Annotated in this window: 21 protein-coding genes; 16 read left to right on the top strand and 5 right to left on the bottom strand. The window is 63.5% G+C overall.

Annotation, left to right across the window (positions count from 1 at the left end):
• The first annotated feature begins 7 nt into the window (after window positions 1-7).
• From ACIQUG_RS28610 to xylB, 5 genes are all read left to right on the top strand, one after another.
• On the top strand, window positions 8-1,219 hold the full coding sequence (locus ACIQUG_RS28610; protein WP_043618475.1) for an HlyD family secretion protein: 1,212 nt from the start codon (window positions 8-10) through the stop codon (window positions 1,217-1,219).
• A gap of 149 nt (window positions 1,220-1,368) precedes the next feature.
• Window positions 1,369-2,958 (top strand): DHA2 family efflux MFS transporter permease subunit, encoded by a 1,590-nt coding sequence (locus tag ACIQUG_RS28605; protein WP_402325623.1) that lies wholly within the window; start codon window positions 1,369-1,371, stop codon window positions 2,956-2,958.
• 84 nt (window positions 2,959-3,042) lie between these two features.
• Complete coding sequence (locus ACIQUG_RS28600; protein ID WP_402325622.1) at window positions 3,043-4,158, top strand: metallophosphoesterase; 1,116 nt, start codon at window positions 3,043-3,045, stop codon at window positions 4,156-4,158.
• Window positions 4,159-4,302: 144 nt separating this feature from the next.
• Complete coding sequence (locus ACIQUG_RS28595; protein WP_402325621.1) at window positions 4,303-5,340, top strand: LacI family DNA-binding transcriptional regulator; 1,038 nt, start codon at window positions 4,303-4,305, stop codon at window positions 5,338-5,340.
• 50 nt (window positions 5,341-5,390) lie between these two features.
• Window positions 5,391-6,845 carry a xylulokinase gene (gene xylB, locus ACIQUG_RS28590; protein WP_402325618.1) on the top strand — a complete coding sequence of 485 codons (1,455 nt, stop codon included), beginning with the start codon at window positions 5,391-5,393 and terminating at the stop codon, window positions 6,843-6,845.
• A gap of 35 nt (window positions 6,846-6,880) precedes the next feature.
• On the opposite strand, the gene ACIQUG_RS28585 is transcribed toward xylB, so the two are convergent.
• Window positions 6,881-7,243 carry a nuclear transport factor 2 family protein gene (locus ACIQUG_RS28585; protein ID WP_402325617.1) on the bottom strand — a complete coding sequence of 121 codons (363 nt, stop codon included), beginning with the start codon at window positions 7,241-7,243 and terminating at the stop codon, window positions 6,881-6,883.
• 144 nt (window positions 7,244-7,387) lie between these two features.
• Between ACIQUG_RS28585 and xylA the strand changes: the two genes are divergently transcribed.
• From xylA to ACIQUG_RS28560, 5 genes are all read left to right on the top strand, one after another.
• Window positions 7,388-8,698, top strand: a complete 1,311-nt coding sequence (gene xylA / locus ACIQUG_RS28580) for a xylose isomerase (RefSeq protein ID WP_402325616.1) — start codon at window positions 7,388-7,390, stop codon at window positions 8,696-8,698.
• Between the two features lie 380 nt (window positions 8,699-9,078).
• Window positions 9,079-10,590 carry a methyl-accepting chemotaxis protein gene (locus ACIQUG_RS28575; RefSeq protein WP_402325615.1) on the top strand — a complete coding sequence of 504 codons (1,512 nt, stop codon included), beginning with the start codon at window positions 9,079-9,081 and terminating at the stop codon, window positions 10,588-10,590.
• Window positions 10,591-10,930: 340 nt separating this feature from the next.
• Window positions 10,931-11,983 (top strand): sugar phosphate isomerase/epimerase, encoded by a 1,053-nt coding sequence (locus ACIQUG_RS28570; protein WP_192450814.1) that lies wholly within the window; start codon window positions 10,931-10,933, stop codon window positions 11,981-11,983.
• 271 nt (window positions 11,984-12,254) lie between these two features.
• Window positions 12,255-13,436 (top strand): Gfo/Idh/MocA family protein, encoded by a 1,182-nt coding sequence (locus ACIQUG_RS28565; RefSeq protein WP_402325613.1) that lies wholly within the window; start codon window positions 12,255-12,257, stop codon window positions 13,434-13,436.
• 145 nt (window positions 13,437-13,581) lie between these two features.
• Window positions 13,582-14,949, top strand: coding sequence for a GH1 family beta-glucosidase (locus tag ACIQUG_RS28560; protein WP_402325612.1), 1,368 nt, complete (start codon window positions 13,582-13,584; stop codon window positions 14,947-14,949).
• A 51-nt stretch (window positions 14,950-15,000) separates the two neighbouring features.
• Here the strand turns inward: ACIQUG_RS28560 and ACIQUG_RS28555 are convergent, their stop codons facing one another.
• Window positions 15,001-15,873, bottom strand: coding sequence for an NAD-dependent epimerase/dehydratase family protein (locus ACIQUG_RS28555; protein WP_402325611.1), 873 nt, complete (start codon window positions 15,871-15,873; stop codon window positions 15,001-15,003).
• A 414-nt stretch (window positions 15,874-16,287) separates the two neighbouring features.
• Between ACIQUG_RS28555 and ACIQUG_RS28550 the strand changes: the two genes are divergently transcribed.
• The 5 genes from ACIQUG_RS28550 to ACIQUG_RS28530 all read left to right on the top strand — a co-directional run bounded on the left by ACIQUG_RS28550 (window position 16,288) and on the right by ACIQUG_RS28530 (window position 19,927).
• Complete coding sequence (locus tag ACIQUG_RS28550) at window positions 16,288-17,370, top strand: methionine ABC transporter ATP-binding protein (RefSeq protein ID WP_402325610.1); 1,083 nt, start codon at window positions 16,288-16,290, stop codon at window positions 17,368-17,370.
• On the top strand, window positions 17,360-18,025 hold the full coding sequence (locus ACIQUG_RS28545; protein ID WP_192450810.1) for a methionine ABC transporter permease: 666 nt from the start codon (window positions 17,360-17,362) through the stop codon (window positions 18,023-18,025). The genes ACIQUG_RS28550 and ACIQUG_RS28545 overlap by 11 nt, the downstream gene beginning before the upstream one ends.
• Before the next feature lie 38 nt (window positions 18,026-18,063).
• Entirely contained in the window at window positions 18,064-18,840 is a 777-nt protein-coding gene (locus tag ACIQUG_RS28540; RefSeq protein ID WP_402325609.1) for a MetQ/NlpA family ABC transporter substrate-binding protein, read from the top strand.
• A 111-nt stretch (window positions 18,841-18,951) separates the two neighbouring features.
• Entirely contained in the window at window positions 18,952-19,359 is a 408-nt protein-coding gene (locus ACIQUG_RS28535) for a GFA family protein (RefSeq protein ID WP_402325608.1), read from the top strand.
• A gap of 97 nt (window positions 19,360-19,456) precedes the next feature.
• A complete protein-coding gene (locus tag ACIQUG_RS28530) occupies window positions 19,457-19,927 on the top strand; it encodes a hypothetical protein (protein WP_402325607.1) in 471 nt (156 codons plus the stop codon).
• Window positions 19,928-19,931: 4 nt separating this feature from the next.
• On the opposite strand, the gene ACIQUG_RS28525 is transcribed toward ACIQUG_RS28530, so the two are convergent.
• From ACIQUG_RS28525 to ACIQUG_RS28515, 3 genes are all read right to left on the bottom strand, one after another.
• Window positions 19,932-20,888 (bottom strand): rhodanese-related sulfurtransferase, encoded by a 957-nt coding sequence (locus ACIQUG_RS28525; protein ID WP_402325606.1) that lies wholly within the window; start codon window positions 20,886-20,888, stop codon window positions 19,932-19,934.
• 96 nt (window positions 20,889-20,984) lie between these two features.
• The gene (locus tag ACIQUG_RS28520) at window positions 20,985-21,893 is read right to left on the bottom strand and encodes a CHAD domain-containing protein (protein ID WP_402325605.1); all 909 of its coding nucleotides are present in this window, start codon (window positions 21,891-21,893) and stop codon (window positions 20,985-20,987) included.
• On the bottom strand, window positions 21,890-22,363 hold the full coding sequence (locus tag ACIQUG_RS28515; protein WP_402325704.1) for a CYTH domain-containing protein: 474 nt from the start codon (window positions 22,361-22,363) through the stop codon (window positions 21,890-21,892). Before ACIQUG_RS28515 ends, ACIQUG_RS28520 begins: the two co-directional genes overlap by 4 nt.
• Window positions 22,364-22,566: 203 nt before the next feature.
• On the opposite strand from ACIQUG_RS28515, the gene ACIQUG_RS28510 reads away from it, so the two are divergent.
• Window positions 22,567-23,205, top strand: coding sequence for a 2-dehydro-3-deoxy-phosphogluconate aldolase (locus ACIQUG_RS28510; RefSeq protein ID WP_402325604.1), 639 nt, complete (start codon window positions 22,567-22,569; stop codon window positions 23,203-23,205).
• Window positions 23,206-23,325: the final 120 nt, after the last annotated feature.

Below are 23,325 nucleotides of genomic sequence, written 5' to 3'. Positions count from 1 at the left end.
GTGCCCAATGTCCGCATCCAACACGTCCAGCGCTGCCCGCGTCCGTCCCGTCGACGAGACTTTCGAAGTGCAGCAGGAAACCGCGCTCGAGGCGAAGGCCCCCGCTGCGGAGCAGGCGGTCGCGCCGGCTCCGGCAAAGGAAGCCGCCGCGCCGCAGAAGAAGGCGCGCAAGCCCATCCTTCCGGTGCTCGGCCTGGCGCTTCTGGCTGCCGGCGGCTGGTATGGCTACGACTGGTGGACCAATGGCCGCTTCATGATCTCGACCGACGACGCCTATATCGAAGGCGACATCGCGACGATTTCGCCGAAGGTTTCCGGCTACGTCGCCAAGGTCGACGCTGTCGCCAACCAGAAGGTGAAGGCGGGCGATCCGCTGGTGACGCTCGACGACGGCGACTATCGCATCGCCGCCGAGCAGGCCGAGGCGAAGATCGCCACCCAGAAGCTGGCGCTCAGCCGCTTCGATGCGCAGATTGCCGGCGCCAAGGCGAGCCTCGCCCAGACCGAAGCGCAGAAGAAGGCTCTCGAAGCGACGGTGCGCGGCGCCGAACTCGCGCAGAAGCGCGCGAGCGACCTCCAGTCCAAGGCCGTTGGCACCGTCGCTTCGCTCGACAACGCCGATGTGGCGCTCGACCAGGCACGGGCAAACCTTGCCGGCGCGGACGCCAACATTGCCGCTGCCAATGCCAGCATCACTGTTCTCGAAGCGCAGCGCACGGAAGCCGAAAGCGAGATCCGTTCGCTGGAGCTTGCGCGCGACAAGGCGAACCGCGACCTCGGCTTCACCGTGCTGAAGGCGCCCTATGACGGCATCGTCGGCAACGTCGCGGTGCAGGTGGGCGATCTCGTGTCGGCCGGCCAGCGGCTTGCCGCCCTTGTTCCGGTCGATCAGCTCTATATCGACGCCAACTTCAAGGAGACCCAGATCGCCCATCTGGTGCCGGGCTCCAAGGTGAAGGTGCATGTCGACGCCTATGAGGACCATGCGATCGAAGGCACGGTCGCCTCGATCTCGCCGGCTTCCGGTTCGGTCTTCTCGCTGCTGCCGGCGGAAAACGCCACCGGCAACTTCACCAAGGTGATCCAGCGCGTGCCGGTGCGTATCACCCTGCCGGCCGACGTGCTGGCCGAAGGGCACCTGCGCGCGGGCTTGAGCGTCGTCGTCGACGTCGATACGCGTACGGCGCCGGACCAGACCAAGGTTGCCGCGACCAAGTAAGCGGACGCAATGCCGGCGCGCCCTTGGGCGCGCCTTTTGCCGAGACCCCGGCGCCACGGAGCGCGGGTGGAGTCCGGAACGTCGGCGCGGCGAAACGCGCATGTCCAGAACGCTGGCGCCCAGGCGCGCCCATGCAAGGAGTGGCTGAGATGGCCGCAACGGCAACAGTAGGCTCGGCCGCGGCCGCCGCACCGAAGGTCGAGGAACATATGGACCCGAAGAGGCTGATCGCCTTCTTCGCCATGGTCGTCGGCATGTTCATGGCCATCCTCGACATCCAGATCGTCTCGGCCTCGCTTGCCGAAATCCAGGCCGGCCTTTCCGCCGGTTCGGACGAGATCGGCTGGGTGCAGACCTCCTACCTCATTGCCGAAGTCATCATGATCCCGCTCTCGGGCACGCTTGCGCGCATCGTCTCGACGCGCGTGCTGTTCTCTGTCTCGGCGGCCGGCTTCACGGCAGCAAGCGCGCTTGCTGCGACGGCCACCAACATCGACCAGATGATCGTCTACCGTGCGATCCAGGGCTTCATTGGCGGCGGCATGATCCCGTCGGTCTTTGCGGCCGCCTTCACCATCTTCCCGCCGTCGAAGCGCAACATCGTCTCGCCGATCATCGGCCTGATCGCGACCTTGGCGCCGACGATTGGCCCGACGGTCGGCGGTTATCTCAGCCACGCCTTCTCCTGGCACTGGCTGTTCCTCGTCAACGTCATTCCCGGCATCATCGTCGCGACGCTCACCTGGACCTTCATCGACTTCGACAAGCCGGAGCTCAGCCTGTTCAAGAAGTTCGACTGGTGGGGCCTTGCCTCGATGGCAGTCTTCCTCGGCGCGCTCGAATACGTGCTGGAAGAGGGCAACACCAACGACTGGTTCAACGACGAGCATATCGTCATGGGTGCGGTCGCTTCGGCGATTGCCGCCATCGTGTTCTTCTATCGCGCCTTCAAGGTGGAATTCCCGGTCGTCGACCTCAGGGCCTTTGCCAACCGAAACTTCGCCTTCGGCTCGATGTTCTCCTTCGTCATGGGCATCGGTCTTTACGGCCTCACCTATCTCTATCCGCTCTATCTCGGCCGTATCCGCGGCTACGATTCGTTGATGATCGGCGAGACCATGTTCGTCTCGGGCCTTGCCATGTTCTTCACGGCGCCGGTCGCGGGCATTCTCTCGGGCAAGCTCGACCCGCGCGTGCTGATGACGATCGGCTTCACCAGCTTTGCCAGCGGCACGTGGATCATGGGCCACCTGACGGCCGACTGGGACTTTTACGAGCTGTTCATCCCGCAGATCCTGCGCGGCGTCGGGTTGATGCTGTGCATGGTGCCGATCAACAACATCGCGCTCGGCACCATGCCGCCGGCGCGCATGCGCGGCGCCTCGGGCCTGTTCAACCTGACCCGTAACCTCGGTGGTGCAGTCGGGCTTGCGGTGATCAACACGATCCTGACGCAGCGCCAGGACTTCCACTATGCGCGGCTAGCCGAGCATATCCAGTGGGGCAATCCGGAGGCGATGGAGCGGTTCAACAACATGGCCGCCAACTTCAACGCCCATGGTCTCGACGGCACGACGATCGCCATCAAGCAGCTTGCCGGCATGGCGCAGAAGCAGGCGATCATCCTGTCCTTCGGCGATATCTTCATGCTTTTGACGGTGCTGTTCCTGTCGCTGATCCTCGGCGTGATGATGATCAAGAAGCCCGAGGGCGTCGGCCCCAGCGGCGGCGGTCACTGACACCGGCATAACGCAGCCCGCACGGTTTACGCGAGCGAAGCCGTGCGGCACACTCCTCTCCACGGATAGCGGAGGGGTGGAAGCATGCGCGGACCGGTTCTGGCGTCTTTTTCAAGACGGTCTTTCCTGGCCGGCCTTGCCGGTCTCGGGGCGGCGCTTGCGGCCTCCCGGAGTCGTGCTGCCGTGCCGGCGATCGACGCGACGTTCCTGTTTTCCAACGACATCCATGCCTGCCTCGTTTCGATCGAAGGGCTTGCTCCCAACTGCGCGGCCGAAGGCAAGACGGATGCCAATCTGCTGCGCCATGTGGCAGCGCTGAACGCCGTGCACGCCATGCGCTGGCCGGAGACGGTCGCCGGCAAGCCGAGCGGGCTTGCAAGCGCCGGGCGGGAGATTGGCAAGCCGCTCGGCCTGGTGCTTGGCGGAGACCTTACCGATGACGGCGGCGGCCAGGTGCGGCAGCCGCGCGAGGGGCGGCAGCTGCAGCAGTTCTCCAGCCGCTACCAGGAAGGGACAGGGCCGGACCATGTGCACATGCCCGTCTATGTCGGCCTCGGCAACCACGACCTCGACCAGGACGGACCACCGCCGCATATCGACTGGTATCGCCGCGAACTGCGCGACTATGTCGAACTCAACCACCGTCAGTCGGTGTTCTACAAGCCGCCGGTGCCGGTCACCAATTACGATCCGCTTTCGGACTGCTACTCCTGGGACTGGGGCGGGCTGCATCTGGTGCAATTGCAGCGCTTCGGTGGCGACGAGACTAAGGGGGCCGTCAATGCGCTGCCCTGGTTGAAACAGGATCTTGCGAGCTATGCCGGCGATGGCCGGCCGGTGATCCTCTTCCAGCACTATGGCTGGGACGCCTTTTCGACCGAGGTCTGGGATGCCAAGGCGAAAACCTTCGACGACGATGGCGACGGCGCTGCGCATTGGTGGAGCGTGCCTCAGCGCCAGGCGCTGCTCGAGACCGTCAAGGGCAGCAACGTCATCGGCCTGTTCCACGGCCACCAGCACGAAACGGCGATGATCTACCGCCAGGGCGGGCTCGATCTCGTCAAGCCGAAGGCCGCCTATATGGGGGGCTTTGCCCTCGTGCGCGTTACCGATGGTTTCATGGACGTGGCGCTGGCGGAGGCCGGACAGAGCCATGGCGAGGTCGTCTTTACCGATGCCTTCAGCAAGCGCCTTTCCTAGGTAAAAAAACGAGCTGAATCAAATTGTTAAGGCGCCTGATCCGCCTTCTTCGGACAGCGGCGCGGCGCTCCGTTTTCTACGTCTTGCGGATTTTTGATTTACGTACATCAGAAATTCCTCTAAAGGCAGAGCCCGGAGGAAAACATGCGTCCGACAGTTCACGATATCGCTGCCAGAGCGGGGGTCAGCCTCGCGACCGTTGATCGGGTTTTGAACAATCGCCCGGGCGTGCGCGGCGTCACGCGCGACAAGGTCGAGCGCGCGATCGAGGCACTCGGCTATGTGCGCGACGTCGCCGCCGCCAATCTCGCCAAGAGCCGGATCTACCCGCTGGTCTTCATCCTGCCGGAGGGCGACAACACCTTCATGCGCGGTCTTGCGGCCGAGGTGGAGGCGGCAAAGCTGCGATCCGCGGTCGAGCGCACTGCGATCACCGTGCTCTTCGTGCCGGCGTTTGATGCGGCGGCTCTCGCGCAGGTGCTGGAAAAGGCGCGGGCGCTCGTGCCTGCCGGTGTTGCCGTGGTTGCAATCGACGCGCCGGAGGTCGTCGCGGCGGTCGATCGACTGCGCGAAGACGGCATTGCCGTCGTGACGCTGGTTTCCGATCTGCCGGGATCCCAGCGCGATCATTTTGCCGGTGTCGACAACGTCGCCGCCGGCCGGACTGCGGGAACCCTGATGGGCCGCTTTCTCGGCGGTCGCGAAGGCCCCGTCGCGATCGTCGCCGGCTCGATGCTGGTGCGCGACCATCGCGACCGTCTCGAAGGTTTTGGTGCGGCCATGGCGGAGAGCGCGCCTGGCCGACGGCTCCTGCCCGTCGTCGAAGGACATGACGAACCGGCCGAGGTCGATCGCCTCGTCTCCAACCTGCTCGCCGATCACCCGGAGCTTGCCGGCATCTACAGTCTTGGTGCCGGCAATCGCGGCCTGATCGCGGCACTGGAAAAGGCAGGTCGCGAGAGAACCGTCTGCGCCATCGCCCATGAACTGACGCCGCACAGCCGCGCGGCACTTCTTTCCGGCACGCTCGACGCGCTCCTCAACCAGGACGCCGGCCATGAGGTGCGCAGCGCCATCCGGGTGCTGAAGGCCCGTGCGGACGGGCTTTCGGTGATCGGCGCGCAGGAGCGCATCCGCATCGAGATTTTCCTGAAGGACAACCTGCCGGTCGATCCGGCGTAGTGCTTTGAATTTACGCAGTTCCTTCGAGGAATTGCTCAATGGAGGCAAACATGTATCTCGGACTGGATCTCGGCACCTCCGGCGTCAAGGCAATGTTGATCGATGGCGACCAGCGCATCATCGGCTCGGCCTCCGGCGCGCTCGACGTCTCGCGGCCGCATCCCGGCTGGTCGGAACAGGACCCGGCCGATTGGGTACGCGCCACCGAAGAGGCGATCGCCGGCCTGAAGGCGGCGCATCCCCAGGAGCTTTCGGCTGTTCGCGGCATCGGCCTTTCCGGCCAGATGCATGGCGCCACGCTGCTGGATGCCGACGACCGGGTGCTTCGACCCTGCATCCTCTGGAACGACACGCGCAGCTTCCGCGAGGCGGCAGCGCTCGATGCGGACCCGCAGTTTCGCGCCATCACCGGCAACATCGTTTTCCCGGGCTTCACCGCACCGAAGCTCGCCTGGGTGCGGGCCAACGAGCCCGACATCTTCGCCAAGGTGCGCTGGGTGTTGCTGCCGAAAGATTATCTGCGCCTGTGGCTGACCGGCGAGCACATGTCTGAAATGTCCGACAGCGCCGGCACCGCCTGGCTCGACACCGGTAAGAGGCAGTGGTCGCAAAGCCTGCTTGCGGCCACGGGCATGGACGAAAAACAGATGCCAAGCCTGGTCGAGGGAACCGATGCGGCCGGGAAGCTGCGTTCGGAACTGGCCGCGCGCTGGGGTATTTCCGGTGACGTCGTGGTTGCCGGCGGTGCCGGCGACAATGCGGCGTCCGCTTGCGGCATGGGCACGGTCGGCGAGGGACACGCCTTCGTCTCGCTCGGCACCTCGGGCGTGCTCTTTGCCGCCAACGCCAGCTACCTGCCCAATCCGGAAAGCGCCGTGCACGCCTTCTGCCATGCGCTGCCGAACACCTGGCACCAGATGGGCGTGATCCTGTCGGCGACCGATGCGCTCAACTGGTACTCTGGCATCGCCGGCCGCAGTGCTGCCGACTTGAGCGCCGAGCTTGGCGATAATCTGAAGGCGCCTTCGGGCGTCACCTTCCTTCCCTATCTCTCGGGCGAGCGCACGCCGCACAACGATGCGGCAATCCGTGGCGCCTTCGTCGGGCTTGGTCATGAGAGCGGCCGGGTGGTGCTGACCCAGGCGGTGATGGAGGGCGTGTCCTTCGCCATTCGCGACAGCCTCGAAGCTTTGCGTGCTGCCGGCACGACGCTCACGCGGGTGACCGCGATCGGTGGTGGTTCGCGCTCGCGCTATTGGCTGAAGTCGATCGCGACGGCGCTCAACCTGCCGGTCGATCTGCCCGCCGACGGCGATTTCGGTGCTGCCTTCGGGGCGGCCCGTCTCGGCCTCATTGCCGCGACCGGCGCCGATCCGGTCGCCACCTGCTATGCGCCGCGCACGGCCGAGACCATCGCGCCGGAGGCGTCGCTGGTTTCGGCCTATGAGGAGAGCTATCAGCGCTACCGCCGCCTCTATCCGGCGATCAAGGGCGCCGCGTCGTGATACGGCGCCCCCCATCTCGATCCGCTGCCGCGTGCTCAGCGGGCCGGAACCTTGTCGAGGAAACCGGTGACCGTCTTCAGGCGGCCATCTTCGATCTGGCAGACGTCGGTGCCTTCGATGACAGAGGGAACGCCCTCCGGACCGAGCGCCCAGGAAAAGCGGATCGTGTCGGCATAGCCGTCGGCGGCACCCTTCAGCGTGAAGCGGAAGCCGGGAAATTGCCCCTGCACACCGGTAATGAGCGCATCGATGCCGGCATGACTGTCGCCCTGCATGATCGGATCACGGTAGGCGACGTCGGCGGCGAACGTCTTCTCGATCAGGGCCACGCGCTCAGAAGCGTCGGTGGCGTTCCAGGCGGTCATGTAGGCTCTAGCGATGGCGTTGAAGTCGTGCATCGAAGTGTTCCTTCCGTTTGGCGTTTCGATGCTTCCGGTATCGCCGGACGAGGGAATGAAACCAATTACCTTCCACGTAATGGCCGCGCCTATCGAACGGGCGACGTCGGCCGACACCACTCTTGAAAGAGGAGCAAGCCCCCCGTGAGCACAGGATTTTTCGGCGATATTGCCAAGATCAAATATGAAGGCCCAGATAGCGCCAACCCGCTCGCCTTCCGTCACTACAACAAGGACGAGGTGGTTCTCGGCAAGCGCATGGAGGATCACCTGCGCTTCGCGGTGGCCTACTGGCACACCTTCGTCTGGCCGGGCGGCGACCCCTTTGGCGGCCAGACCTTCGAGCGCCCCTGGTTCAAGGACGACATGGCGGCGGCCAAGCTGAAGGCCGATGTCGCCTTCGAATTCTTCGACCTGCTCGGCGTGCCGTTCTACTGCTTCCACGACGCCGACGTGCGCCCGGAAGGCAAAAGCTTCGTCGAGAATACGAAGAACCTCAACGAGATCGTCGACTACTTCGAAAAGAAGCAGGCCGAGACCGGCGTCAACCTGCTCTGGGGTACGGCGAACCTCTTCTCCAACCGCCGCTACATGTCGGGTGCGGCAACCAATCCGGACCCGGATGTCTTTGCTTTTGCCGCAGCGACGGTAAAAACCTGCCTTGACGCCACCAAGCGTCTCGGCGGCCAGAACTACGTGCTGTGGGGCGGACGCGAAGGCTACGAGACGCTGCTCAACACCGACATGAAGCGCGAGCTCGACCAGCTCGGCCGCTTCGTCAACCTCGTTGTCGAGTACAAGCACAAGATCGGCTTCAAGGGCGCGATCCTGATCGAACCGAAGCCGCAGGAGCCGACGAAGCACCAGTATGACTACGACGTCGCGACCGTCTACGGCTTCCTCAAGACCTATGGCCTCGAAAACGAGGTGAAGGTCAACATCGAGCAGGGTCATGCAATTCTGGCCGGCCATTCCTTCGAGCACGAGCTGGCGCTGGCCAATGCGCTCGGCATCTTCGGCTCGATCGACATGAACCGCAACGACTACCAGTCCGGTTGGGATACCGACCAGTTCCCGAACAATGTGCCGGAGATGGCGCTTGCCTATTACCAGGTTCTGGCAGGCGGCGGCTTTGCCACAGGCGGAACCAACTTCGATGCCAAGCTGCGCCGCCAGTCGATTGATCCGGAAGACCTGCTGATCGGCCATATCGGCGGCATGGATTGCTGTGCCCGCGGCCTGAAGGCGGCGGCCAAGATGATCGAGGACAAGGCGCTCTCCGCACCGCTCGAAAGCCGCTATGCCGGCTGGCAGGTGCCGGAAGCCAAGAAGATGCTCGACGGTGGCTTCTCGCTGGAAGAGATCGAGGCCTGGGTGCTGAAGTCGGATCTCAATCCGCAGCCGAAGTCCGGCAAGCAGGAACTGCTCGAAAACGTGGTCAACCGCTACGTCTGAGCGGCGGCTGACAGACCGACAGGCGGCCGGACGTTTTCCGGCCGCTTTTGATCTTTGTCATATTTTGCCACCCTGGATGTATGTTTTTCCACAGCAGAAAATAGATGGCGCTTTCTGGTTGTTGCCGGGAGGCAGGTTTCGTGGAATTCTTTATCAACCAATCATGAAATTGGTGCACAACCGTCGACACGTATGTGTCCCTGACGCCGGTTGCATTCGTGCCATCGAACTGCAATTGATGATAGCATAAATAATCATCTACAATTTGCAGTTATTTCTACATTACAATGTGGTAAAACGCTCGTGCAGGGTACGCCGAACCTTAAGCTGCAGCGGCGACTTGTCATGCGTCCTGTCGCGGCACCGGGGGAACTTTGCGCATGACCAGCTTCGATTCAAAAACAAAACTGCTGAATGAGCGCCTGCAGTTCGTCGATCTCGACGAGGCGCAGCGGGGAGCGCTCGCACGTTCACTGCCTGTCATTTCCACCTCGCTCGAAACGGCGCTGAACAAGTTCTACGCCAAGGCCCGCAGCAATCCGGAGACGGCGCGTTTTTTTGCGAGCGACGCCCATATACAAAGTGCCAAGGCCAGGCAGGCGAAACACTGGGAGCTGATCGCATCTGCCAGGTTCGACGCGCAATATGTCGATGCCGTCACGACGATCGGCAAGACCCATGCGCGGCTTGGGCTTGAGCCGCGCTGGTACATCGGCGGCTACGCGTTGATCATCGAGTCCATCCTGCAGGGGGTGATCGACAGTCATCTGAAGGGCTTCCTGCATCGCAACAAGGCCAAGGAGATCGGCACGGATGTCGCAGCCGTCGTCAAGGCGGCGATGGTCGACATGGACTATGCAATCTCGGTCTATCTCGAAGCGCTGCAGGAGGAGCGTGAACGCGCTGAAGCCGAGCGGCAGGTCCTGAACGGCCAGCAGGAGGAGGCGCTCTCGGCGCTCGAAAACTGTCTGAAGCGGCTGGCGGACGGTGATCTGACCGCGGCCATCGCCAGCGAGCTTGCACCGCAATTCGCAAGCTTGCGCTCCAATTTCAACGCCGCCCTTGGCAAGCTCGACCAGACTTTTGGCGCGATCGTCGGCGCGTCCGAAGAGACGGCCAGCAACGCCGGCGAACTGGTGTCGGCGACCGACGACATGGCCCGGCGCACCGAACAGCAGGCTGCGTCCCTTGAGGAAACGGCAGCCGCGCTCGAAGAGATCACCACCATTTCCAAGGAGGCCGCGTCGCGCGCCGAGGAGGCGCGGCGGGTGGTTGGAAACGCCACCGACGAGGCGCGCAAATCCGGCGCGATCGTCGAGCAGGCGGTGGCGGCGATGAGTGCGATCGAGGAGTCCTCGCGCAGGATCACCCAGATCATCGGCGTCATCGACCAGATTTCGTTCCAGACCAACCTTCTGGCGCTGAACGCGGGGGTCGAGGCGGCGCGGGCGGGCGAAGCGGGCAAGGGTTTTGCCGTCGTCGCCCAGGAGGTGCGCGAACTGGCGCAGAAATCGGCGGAGGCCGCGCGCGAGATCAAGGAGTTGATCGACAAGTCGGCCGAGGACGTGCTGATGGGCGTGTCGCTGGTCAACAAGACTGGTGAGGCGCTGCATCACATCGGCGACCAGGTGATCCACATCAACGGTCATATCGACGCGATCGCCGGATCGGCCCGCGAACAGTCGGCCGGCATGGCCGAGATCAACACGGCCGTGACCAACATGGACCAGATGACCCAGCAGAATGCGGCGATGGTGGAACAGACCAGTGCCGCGACGCATACGCTCATGCAGGTCAGTACCACGCTCAAAGGGCTGGTCGATCAATTCACCGTATCCGCCGGGCGGCAAGGCAGGCCCACTTCTGCGCCTGCCAACCGGCGATACGGATGATCGTCTGAGGAGAGCGGCGGACGAGGGGGAGAGGGCGCCATGATGGCGCCCTTTCTCTTTGCGGAGAGATCGCGATCCGGTCACCGGCGCAGATGCTTTTCGGGAAAAGCGCCACGTCTCAGCATGCCTGCAGCTCTCTGCTATGAAAACGATTACAAAAGTTTGCGGATTCCGTTTGCGCGCTGTTGCCCCGCGCTGAAAATCTGCTAGCTTCGGCGCCTGCAACGTTTCAGATCCGGCAGTTCTGGGAGAAAACGAAGGCGTACAACCGCCTTTCATTGCCGGCTGTCAGGACAGGGCCAATACCAATTTCGGCCGTTCCATCGGGAGGAAAATCAGCATGAAGACCATCAAGGGGCCAGGGCTCTTTCTTGCGCAATTCGCAGGCGATGCGGCGCCGTTCAATTCCTGGGATGCGATCACCAAATGGGCGGCCGATTGCGGCTACAAGGGCGTGCAGGTGCCGAGCTGGGACGCGCGGCTGATCGATCTGAAAAAGGCAGCGACCTCGAAAGCCTATTGCGACGAGTTTGCCGGCACGGCGCGCGACAACGGCGTCGAGGTAACCGAGCTTTCGACCCATCTGCAGGGCCAGCTCGTCGCCGTGCATCCGGCCTATGACGAAGCCTTCGAGGGCTTTGCAGCACCCGAGGTGCGCGGCAATCCGAAAGCACGTCAGGCCTGGGCGGTGGAGCAGGTGAAGCTGGCGCTGACGGCCTCGAAGAACCTCGGGCTGAACGCTATGGCCAGCTTCTCCGGCGCGCTCGCATGGCCTTTCGTCTATCCCTGGCCGCAGCGGCCGGCCGGCCTTGTCGAGACGGCCTTCGATGAACTGGCGAAGCGCTGGAAGCCGATCCTCGACCACGCCGAAGATTGCGGCGTCGACGTCTGCTACGAGATCCATCCGGGCGAAGACCTGCACGACGGCATCACCTACGAGATGTTCTTGGAGCGCACCGGCAACCATGCCCGCGCCTGCATGCTCTACGACCCCTCGCACTACGTGCTGCAGTGCCTCGACTATCTCGACAATATCGACATCTACAAGGACCGCATCCGGATGTTCCACGTCAAGGATGCGGAGTTCAACCCGACCGGGCGCCAGGGCGTCTATGGCGGCTACCAGGGTTGGGTCAACCGGGCCGGGCGCTTCCGCTCGCTTGGCGACGGCCAGGTGGATTTCGGCGCCGTGTTCTCGAAGATGGCCGCCAACGATTTCGCCGGCTGGGCGGTGGTCGAGTGGGAATGCGCGCTGAAGCACCCGGAGGATGGGGCGAGGGAAGGTGCCGATTTCGTCAAGCACCACATCATCCGCGTGACCGAGAAGGCGTTCGACGACTTTGCCGGTGCCGGTACGGACGAGGCGGCCAACCGGCGCATGCTGGGGATCTGAGGCGGTGGTTCAGCCCTCATGGGGCTTGTGACTTGCCCCTCTCCTCGGGTTTAACCCGAGGACACCCCTCTCCCCGCAGGGTGGGGAGAGGGAACGAGGACTGCGGCTGACGACGGGCAGTCGTGGCTGCCGTTGCCGAGGCTTGGCACGTGCGGGCCGCATCGTCTCTACTCCCTGCGTGCGGGGAGAAGCTGGCGGATGAGAGGCCGAACCCCGCAGTCGGCGCCCACGAAACAAACATACGAACACGGAACGAACAGGGGAGAAGACTATGGCAATCGAAGGTACGAGCGAGAAGCGCGAGCGCCGCATCCGGCTCGGCATGGTGGGTGGCGGCTCCGGCGCCTTCATCGGCGCGGTGCACCGCATCGCGGCCCGGCTCGACGATCACTATGAACTGGTGGCCGGCGCGCTGTCGTCGACGCCGGAAAAGGCGGAAAGCTCCGGCCGCGAGCTTGGGCTCGATCCGTCGCGCGTCTATTCCGACTTCAAGCAGATGGCAATCCGCGAGGCGAAGCTGAAGGATGGTATCGAGGCGGTGGCGATCGTGACCCCGAACCACGTGCACTACGCCGCGGCCAAGGAGTTCCTGAAGCGCGGCATCCACGTGATCTGCGACAAGCCGCTGACCTCGACGCTTGGCGACGCGAAGAAGCTGAAGAAGGCGGCGGACGAGAGCGATGCGCTGTTCGTGCTGACGCACAATTACACCGGCTACCCTATGGTGCGACAGGCGCGCGAGATGGTCGCCAATGGCGAGATCGGTGCGGTGCGGTTGGTGCAGATGGAGTATCCGCAGGACTGGCTGACGGAGAACATCGAACAATCGGGCCAGAAACAGGCGGCCTGGCGCACGGATCCGGCCCGCTCCGGCGCCGGCGGGTCGACCGGTGATATCGGCACGCACGCCTACAATCTCGGTGCCTTCGTCTCGGGTCTCGAGCTGGAAGAACTCGCTGCCGATCTCGACAGCTTCGTTGGCGGCCGCCAGCTCGACGACAATGCCCATGTGATGATGCGCTTCAAGGCGAAGGACGGCGAGCGCGCCAAGGGCCTGCTCTGGTGCAGCCAGGTGGCGCCCGGCCACGAGAACGGTCTGATGGTGCGCGTCTACGGCACCAAGGGCGGGCTCGAATGGACGCAGAAGGACCCGAACTATCTCTGGTACACGCCGTTCGGTGAGCCGAAGCGCCTGCTCACCCGCGCCGGCGCCGGCGCGGGTGCGGCCGCAAACCGCGTCAGCCGCATTCCGTCGGGCCATCCGGAAGGCTACCTCGAAGGCTTCGCCAACATCTACACCGAGGCAGCGCGCGCCATCTTTGCCAAGCGCAAGGGCGAGAAGATCGATCCGGCGGTCACCTATTCGACCATCGACGATGGCATGAAGGGCATGGTCTTCGTCGATGCCTGCGTCCAGTCATCCAAACGAAATGGGGCGTGGGTAAAGGTATAGCCACAGGCCAATACCGGCGCGGGGCGGGGCTTTCCCGCCCTTTTTCGCGAGTTGACATTTGCCGGCATCGTTTTAGGTCGGCCCTCTACAAACCGAAAAACAAGGTCCCGCTGACAGCGGGGCCGGAACGAGACGAGACAAAGAGATGACCGATCCCAAGATCCTGGCAGAGCGCTTTCCGGGCGATTTCGTATTCGGGGTGGCGACCGCCTCCTTCCAGATCGAAGGCGCCACCAAGGCCGACGGACGCAAGCCGTCGATCTGGGATGCCTTTTCCAACATGCCGGGCCGTGTCTTCGGGCGTCACAACGGCGATGTCGCCTGCGACCACTACAATCGGCTGGAAGAAGATCTGGACCTGATCAAGAGCCTCGGCGTCGATGCCTATCGGTTTTCCGTTGCCTGGCCGCGGATCATTCCTGAAGGCACCGGTCCGATCAACGAAAAGGGTCTCGACTTCTACGACCGTCTCGTCGACGGCCTCAAGGCCCGCAACATCAAGGCCTTCGCCACGCTTTACCATTGGGACCTGCCGCTGGCGCTGATGGGCGAAGGCGGCTGGACGGCGCGCACGACGGCCTATGCCTTCCAGCGCTACGCCAAGACGGTGATCGCCCGCCTCGGCGACCGGCTCGATGCGGTCGCGACCTTCAACGAGCCCTGGTGCTCGGTGTGGCTCAGCCATCTCTACGGCATCCATGCGCCGGGCGAGCGCAACATGGATGCGGCCCTTCACGCCTTGCACTTCACCAATCTGGCGCACGGACTCGGCGTCGACGCCATCCGCTCCGAGCGGCCGAACCTGCCGACGGGCATCGTCATCAACGCGCATTCGGTCTATCCAGGCAGCGACAGCGCGGCCGACAAGAAAGCCGCCGACCGCGCCTTCGACTTCCACAACGGCGTCTTCTTCGGCCCGATCTTTGGGGGGGCGTACCCCGAGAGTTTCATGAGTGCGCTCGGGCACCGCATGCCAGCGATCGAAGACGGTGACATGGAGACGATCTCGCGGCCACTCGACTGGTGGGGGCTCAACTACTACACGCCGATGCGGGTGAGCGACGATCCGGCCAAGGGGGCAGAATACCCGGCAACCATCAATGCCAAGCCGGTGAGCGAGACAAAGACGGATATCGGCTGGGAAGTTTACGCTCCCGCGCTTGGCAGCCTGGTCAAGACACTGAACGCAAAATACGAGCTGCCGGACTGCTACATCACCGAGAACGGCGCCTGCTACAACATGGGCGTCGAGAACGGTGTTGTCGACGACCAGCCGCGGCTCGACTACATCGCCGGCCATCTGTCGGTGACGGCGGATCTGATCGCCGAGGGGTATCCGATGCGCGGCTATTTCGCCTGGAGCCTGATGGACAATTTCGAGTGGGCCGAGGGCTACAAGATGCGTTTCGGCATCGTCCATGTCGACTACGACACCCAGGTCCGCACGATCAAGAAGAGCGGTCAGTGGTACCAGGCGCTGGCCGAACAGTTTCCCAAGGGCAACCACATCTGACGCTTAAGCGGGCGGCTCGCCCGCCCGCGACGCTTCCGTGGTCCGGTCAAATCACCGCCGGACCGGCAGGACTTCCAGGCTCTGTCGGTCGAGCTGGGCCAGCACTTCCTTGAAGCCGTAACGCGGCTTCCAGTCGAGCTTTTCGATCGCAGCGCTCGGGTCGTAGACCCTGTCGATGGTCGCGGGCAGCGACCAGTCGCGATCGGCAAAGGCTTGGCTCAGTTTTGGCGCGCGTTCACGCAAGAGCCCCGCCGCGTCCTCCGCTAGCCGGCGGCAATCCGTTGGAAGGAAGGGCGTTTCGCCCGAGATGATGTAGCGCTGAAAGACCGGGCCGCCATTGTCGAGTGCTGCCACATGCGCGGCAGCCACGTCGCGCGCATCGATACCGCGGTGCAGGCGGTAGCTTGCGATACGGTCGGCGGCCTCCGGGAAACAGCGCGACATGCGCAGCACGCGCACATGCAAAGCGCGATCGGCGGCGTTTTCGAGCAGGGCTTCGGCCGCAAGCTTGGTGTGATGGTAGATCGTGTGCGGCTTCGGCGGCGTCTCCTCGGTGATCCAGGCGCAGCCGCCTTCCGTGACCGCATGGCCGTAGAGTGCCGTTGTGCTGGTAAAGACGATGCGGCCGACGCCGGCGGCCTGGGCTGCGGCGATCACCAGATGCGTGCCCATCACGTTGACGCGCTCGAACTCCTGATCGGCAACCGCATCCACATGCGGCGCGTGCAGGGCAGCCGTATGGATCACGGCGTCCGCCCCTTCCATCGCGCGCTCCAGCAGTTCGCCATCGACGAAGTCGCCGACGATGGCCGTGGTGCCGAACGGGGCACGGTCGATGCCGATGACGTCATGGTCGTCAGCGGCGAGTGCGTTATAGATGGCTCTGCCGATGCGGCCGGAACTTCCGGTCAAGACGATGCGCATTTCTCACCTCGTAATCCTGTTCCTGCCCGTTAGCATGAAATGCGGTCGGGCACAGTCCGCCCGAACAAGGATATCCAAGATGGCGATTTGCGGGATGACGGTGCCCTGCCACGCAAAAGAGCATGGTTTTGCCGCTGTTCGCCATAATCAGGAAAATCATGCCTGTGAAAGGGCGTGGCAATTCTCCATAAGAGCCGTAGATTATGTCGCGTGCGGGCCATGCGGCACCAAAGTTGAACTGACTGGTTGCTTGATGTTAGAGAAGTGCTCCCTGTTCCGAATGCGTTGTCGAATGTCGGCCTGACCAGACGCGCGTTCCATCCCGGCCAGGCCCGGGATCATGAGTTTTGAACATCCGAGAGCACTTATGTACCCGCACATTCCGACTGCGCCTCATTCGGGGATTTCCGAACGATGAGCGTTTCCGCCCAAAACACCGCGCCATCGGCTGACGCGGCCGTCGTCTTCGACGGCGTTTCCAAGCATTTCCCCGCGTCCGGCACCAGCGGCGCCTTCACTGCGCTCGACAAGGTCTCGTTGACCGTCGATCGTGGCTCGATCACTGGCATCATCGGCCGTTCCGGTGCCGGCAAGTCGACGCTGATCCGGCTGGTCAACGGGCTCGAAAAGCCGACGGGTGGCAAGGTGCTGGTCGACGGCGTCGATGTCGGCGGGCTCGACGAGGCGGCGCTGCGCAGCCTGCGCCGCTCCGTCGGCATGATCTTCCAGCACTTCAACCTGCTGTCCTCGCGCACCGTGTTCGGAAACGTCGCGCTGCCGCTTGAAATCGCGGGCATGGACAAGCGCGCGATCGAGCAGCGCGTGCTGCCGCTGCTCGATCTCGTCGGCCTTGCCGACAAGCACGGGCGCTATCCGGCCGAGCTTTCGGGTGGCCAGAAGCAGCGCATCGGCATTGCCCGGGCGCTTGCGACCGAGCCGAAGCTCCTGCTTTCCGACGAGGCGACCTCGGCGCTCGATCCGGAGACGACCCAGTCGATCCTGGAGCTGTTGAAGCGCATCAATGCCGATCTCGGCCTGACGGTGTTGCTCATCACGCACGAGATGGAAGTGGTGAAGGCGGTGACCTCGGATGTTGCCGTCATCGATCACGGCCGCATCGTCGAGCGTGGCCACACCTTCGATGTCTTCACTCATCCGAAGCACGAGACGACGCGGGCGCTGCTTTCGGGCCTGCCGGGCTCGAAGCTTCCAGACGCGGTCGCCCGCGCGCTGAAGCCTGCACCGGCCGACGGCGACCGCACCGTCGTGCGGCTCACCTTCTTCGGGGCTGCGGCCGAAAAGCCGCTGATCTCGCAGCTGATCAAGTCGGTCGGCGCCGAGGTCAACATCATCGCCGGCACGATCGACGAGATCGGCGGCGCGCCCTATGGCTCGCTGGTCGTCGCCTATGGCGCCGATGCCGAGACGTCCGGTCGCGCCGAACGCTTCTTTACCGAAAACGGTCTGGTCACGGAGGTGCTCGGTTATGTCGCCTGATATTCTCCTGCGCATCGGCGGCGCCACCGTCGACACGATCTACATGGTCGCCATCGCCGGCCTGATCGGCTCGCTGATCGGTGGGCCGATCGGCATCTTTCTCGCCACCAGCGGCAAGGGTGAACTCTTCCCGGCGCCGACGCTCAACCGCATCGTCGGCCTGATCGTCAACGCCACGCGCTCGACGCCGTTCATCATCCTGGTCGTTGCCATCATTCCCTTCACCCGGCTTCTGACCGGCACCTCGATCGGCACCAAGGCGGCGATCGTGCCGCTGACGATCGCGACCATCCCCTTTGTCGCGCGCCTCGTGGAGGCGGCGATCCGCGAGATCGACAAGGGGCTGATCGAGGCGGCGCGCGCCATGGGGGCGACCCCGATGCAGATCGTCTTCAAGGTGCTGCTTGCCGAAGCGCGCCCGGCGCTGACGCTTGCGCTCACCATGACCGCCGTCAGCCTCATCGGCTATTCGGCCATGGTCGGCGCCGTTGGCGGCGGCGGGCTTGGCGACCTCGGCATCCGCTACGGCTACCAGCGTTTCATGCCCGACGTGATGCTCGTCGTCGTCATCGTGCTGATCGTACTGGTGCAGCTCGTGCAGAGCGCCGGCGATGGCCTCGCGCGGCGCTTCGACAAGAAGAACCGCAAGACCTGATTTCCTCCCAAGACTTGAACGTGAACAAGGAGACGACCATGAAGAAGCTTATCATCGCGGCAGCGATTGCCGCTCTTTCCGCCGGCGCGGCATTCGCCGAGACCATCAAGGTCGGCGTCACCCCGGGCGAACACGCCCAGATCATGGAGAAGGTGAAGGAAGTCGCAGCCCCCAAGGGCCTCGACATCGAGATCCTCGAATTCTCCGACTACGTCGTTCCGAACCAGGCTCTGGCTGACGGCGACCTCAACGCCAATTCGTTCCAGCACCAGCCCTACCTCGACAACCAGATCGCCGATCGCGGCTTCGACATCGTCAGCGTCGGCACCACCATCACCACCCCGATGGGCGTCTATTCGCAGAAGGTGAAGAGCCTCGACGAACTCACGGACGGCGCGACGATCGCGATCCCGAACGACCCGACCAATGGCGGCCGCGCGCTGCTCGTTCTCGCGTCCAAGGGCCTGATTAAGGTCAAGGAAGAGGCTGGCCTCAAGGTCACGCCGGCCGACATCACCGAGAACCCGAAGAACATCACGTTTGCCGAGCTCGACGCCGCCCAGCTGCCGCGCTCGCTGCAGGACGTGGACGCCGCCGTCATCAACACCAACTACGCGATGGAAGCCGGCCTGCATCCGAAGAAGGACGCGATCGCGATTGAAGGCGAGAAGTCGCCCTACGCCAACGTCATTGCCGTGCGCAAGGCCGACAAGGACGCACCGTGGGTGAAGACGCTGGTCGAATCCTACCACGACGAAAAGGTGCGTGCCTTCATCAACGACACCTTCAAGGGCGCGCTGATCCCGAGCTGGTAAGCAGCTCCGCCTAAGCGAACCATCGACCGCGCGCCGCACCCCGGCGCGCGGTTTTTCTTTGACCGGACCGCGCGTAGCGTTATCCTCCGCCTGCCTTGAGGAGGGTAGGACATGGATGCGATGACGGGCGGGTGTCTCTGTGGTGCGATCCGGTATGAGCTGAAGGCTCAGCCTCTGTTTTCCGGCTTCTGCCATTGTCGCGACTGTCAGCGTACGACCGGAACCGGCCATTGCTGCTATATGATCTTCGGCCGAGCCGATGTGACGATGTCGGGCGCGGGCCGCGGTTATGAGACGCGCGCTGCAAACGGCAATCCCTCGATCCGCTATTTCTGCGAAACCTGCGGCAGCCAGGTATACGGCTCCGGTCCGCCGGATGATCCGCGCCTGTCAATCTACGCCGGGACGCTCGACGACCCTTCGGTGTTTCAGCCGACCGACGCGATTTTTACGCGCAGCCGGCATGAATGGGACCGCAGCGCGCTGGTGCTTGGGGAGTGCGAGGCGCTGCCGGGTTGATGGCCCTCGACCATCCTTTTCCGGTTGTTTACTATTCACAAATTCGCCCCAGAGTCGTGCTCGATACGCTGACGTCCAGTCCGCGTCCGAGGATCAAATGAGGTATAGAGGTCTTGCAATTGGCCTGTTGCTTGCTCCGGCACTCGCCGCATTCTTGCAAGCGGCAACGGCGATTGCGGAGCCCGCCGATGGTGGCACGTTTCGCGTTCGTTACGCGTTTTCGTTGGGCGGCAAACTGCTCTCTCACGCTGAAGTCACGTGCGCTCGCGGAAAGACCTGCCTGTTGTTTACCGGTCAAGGCGGGGTGGAGCTGAGCTTGGAGCCAGGCACGAATGGTGGACTTGGAACAGTAGCGGTTGGTTGCGGGGAGGCGCATTGCGGTTTTGCATACACCGCTTTCTGGAATCCTGACGACAGCCGGCTAAGCGAGTTTGTCGTGCTCGAAAGCTCACCACCCGACTTCGGACAGGAACTCGTCATGCGAATCCGGCGCCGGCTCGGCGGCGTTCTTCTGAAGTACTCTCCAACCGAGAGCCCTTTGGTCGCTCAGCCGGCCATCGAGCTTTGACTGCTCAACTGCCGAGGTGGCGCTCGCCGCGCTTCTTCGCAAGTTCGATCTGCCGCTGGCGCTGGCGGTAGCGCTCCCGGTCCTCGTCGGTGCGAACCTCGTGGCAATGAATGCAGGCGACACCATCCTCGTGGTGTGGTGAAGCCAGGTCCGCCTTGGTCAACGGCTGGCGGCAGGCGTGGCAGAGCGTGTGCTCGCCTTCCTCGAGGCCGTGGGTAACCGAAACGCGATCGTCGAAGACGAAGCAGGCGCCTTCCCAGAGGCTTTCTTCCTGCGGCACTTCCTCGAGATATTTCAGGATGCCACCCTTCAGGTGGTACACCTCGTCGAAGCCCTGCTCCTTCATGAAGGCGGTCGCCTTCTCGCAGCGGATGCCACCGGTGCAGTACATGGCGATCTTCGGCTTGTTGTGCAGGCCGGTGTGGTTGCGCACCCAGTCCGGAAACTCGCGGAAGGTCTTGGTCTGCGGATCGACCGCGCCCTTGAAGATGCCGATCGCCGTCTCGTAATCGTTGCGCGTATCGATGACGATCGTCTCGGGATCGGAGATCAGCGCATTCCAATCCTTCGGGTCGACATAGGTGCCGACGATCTTGTTGGGGTCGATGTCCTCGACGCCCATGGTGACGATTTCCTTTTTCAGCCGCACCTTCATGCGCAGGAACGGCATGGAGGATGCGCGGCTTTCCTTGTGCTCCAGTGCACCGAATTCGGGCTGCGCGCGCAGGAAGGAGAGCACCGCGGCAATGCCGGCGTCGGTGCCTGCGATCGTGCCGTTGATGCCCTCATGGGCGATCAGCAGCGTGCCCTTGACGCCGTTTTCGTCGCAGACGGCCTGCAGCGGCTCGCGGAATTCGGCGAAGCGCGGAAAGCTTGCGAAATGATAGAGCGCGGCGACCAGGAACTGGCCATGCGTCTCACCATGGGTCTGGGCGAGCGGGGTCGTGGAAATGTCGGTCATGGCCCGTGCAAATACAGCTTTCGCGCCGCAAGCGCAATCGCAGCGGGGGCGAGGGGCACTCTGTCGCGGCGCGGACGGCCGGCTAGGTGGGCTTCGTCAGCGGGTGGCGTCAAGCCAGAGCAGCCGGATCGTTCGGCTCTCGTCCTCGGGTTGCTCCTGGAAAACCGTCGCGGCAAGCCTCAAGGCATCGTTGCGCAAGGTTTCCTGGCGGGCGATGACGGCGGCGATCAAATGGGCCTGGTCCTGGCTGTTGCCGGCCAGTGCCGGCTCCTCGTTGATCAGCTGGACCATGATGGCGAGATCGTTGAGATGGCCGAGCGTGTCGACCAGCATCTTGGCATCGTTGCGCTTGGCCTGCATGGCTGACGGCCAGGTCTCGCGCATCAGTCCCAAGTGCATGCGGTAGTCCTGTGCCCGCTTGCGCAATTCATGGAAGGGGTCCGCCTCCGTGCTCGACCCGCAGGCCTCCTTGGCGCGAGCAGCGCGCCTAAGTGTCCGTCGCCAGCCTTTCGTCAGCCGGGCCGCGGTCTTGCCGCGTCGGTCGTCAAACGACACCTGGGCCAATGCCTGCAGCGCCTGCTCGCAATTGACGATGGTGCCGGCGACGCGATCCTCGATATCGGTTTCGCGTGCGGCGATGCGATCGCGACGCGTCGTCAGCCGCTCGCAGACATGGGCGAGGGCTCGTTCCTCCTCCTCGTTGCAAGAGGCCGCCTTGAGATAATGGGCATTTTCGACCAGGGCTGCCGCATCGCGGACGATCGAGAGATTGCGCGCCATGCCGCGGATGCGTGTGTTTTCGGTCTTCTGGAACTGCAGCGCGTCGGCGGCGACGAGCCGATAAAGCGAACGCAGGCGCTTGAAGTTCTTGCGGGCTTCATGGACGGCCTCATGGAGGCCTTGAGGGCGGTCTTCGAGGGTCGTGACTGCCTGCGTCAGCTGTTCGGCGGCAATGGTGCGGAAGTCGTCGGTAAAAGGCCGTCCGGGCTGGAAGGCATAGGTCATGATTGTGGTTCCAGGAGACCCTCCGCTGCCAGGGACTGGTTCGAGTAGCGGCGATCGCCGGTGATCTCGCGTCCGATCCAGTCCGGCAGCGCCGGCCGGTCCGTCTCACGCTTCATCTCCACTTCGGCGACGATCAGGCCCTTGAGCGCGCCTTCGTAGACATCCACTTCCCAGGTGAATCCCTTGTGCGGCACCCGGTAGCGTCGCTTTTCGATGACGATTCCGACGGCTTGCGTGAGCATCTCCCGGGCATCATCCATCGGCAGATCATATTCGTATTCGTTTCGGACGAGCGCGGACTTACCGATCTTGATGGTGAGGCGCGCCCACTTGTTGCCGTGGATGCGCACACGCAACGAGCGGTCGTCCATGGTCACGACATAAGCCTGCCTGAGGTCTATGCCCTTGTCCGCATGCGCGCGCCACCCATCCGAAGCGACCAGGAATTTGCGCTCTATTTCCTTCGCCATGGGTAAATCCGCCATTTCGAGAGGCTCGATCGCGATCAACCTATAGCTTTCCCGCGAAGGCTCAAGCCATCTCGTTGTTGTCGATTGTACTTTATACTTGTCTTATATTTCGGGCGACTGTCTTGTCGCTGTCGCTCTCGACAATCGGCACCGAGAGGGGTATGCGGGTGGCATATTCAATCGTTTTAAAAAGGACGATCGGCATGAGCGCGAAATCCGACAAGCTTCTTTCAACCCTCAAGCTGGCCCCGGTCGTTCCGGTGCTGGTCATCGATGATGTGGCGACCGCCGTTCCGTTGGCTCGCGCACTCGTTGCTGGCGGCCTGAAAGCGATCGAGATCACGCTGCGCACGCCGGCAGCGCTCGAAGCGATCCGTGCCGTTGCCAACGAAGTGGAAGGTGCCGTTGCCGGTGCCGGCACGATCCTCAACGCCGCCCAGTTCGAAGCGGCGGTCGAAGCCGGCTCGAAGTTCATCGTCAGCCCCGGCACGACGCAGGAGCTGATCGACGTGGCCAACGACCACGACGTGCCGCTGCTGCCGGGGGCGGCAACCGCCAGCGAAGTCATGGGCCTGCGCGAAGAAGGCTACGACGTCATGAAGTTTTTCCCGGCCGAACAGGCCGGCGGTGCGGCCTACCTCAAGTCGCTGTCCTCGCCGCTCGCCGGCACGCTGTTCTGCCCGACGGGCGGTATCTCGCTGTCGAACGCGCGCGACTATCTGACGCTGCCGAACGTCGTTTGCGTCGGCGGCTCCTGGGTGGCGCCGAAGGAACTGGTTACCAAGGGCGACTGGGCCGGCATCACCAAGCTTGCGGCGGAAGCCTTTGCCCTCAAGGGCTGAGCCACATAAGGCACGATCCGATTTCGAAAGCCGGGCGAACGCCCGGCTTTTTTGTTGGGCGCGCATCTCTCGCGCGAATTTGTATTTCCGCTGCAACGTTCCTATGTCTCACTCCATTCG

This window comes from Ensifer sp. NPDC090286 (genome assembly GCF_044769565.1).
Classification (GTDB): Bacteria; Pseudomonadota; Alphaproteobacteria; order Rhizobiales; family Rhizobiaceae; genus Ensifer.
Note: the sequence above shows the minus strand (reverse complement) of the source record. Positions and strands in the feature narration are given on the sequence as shown.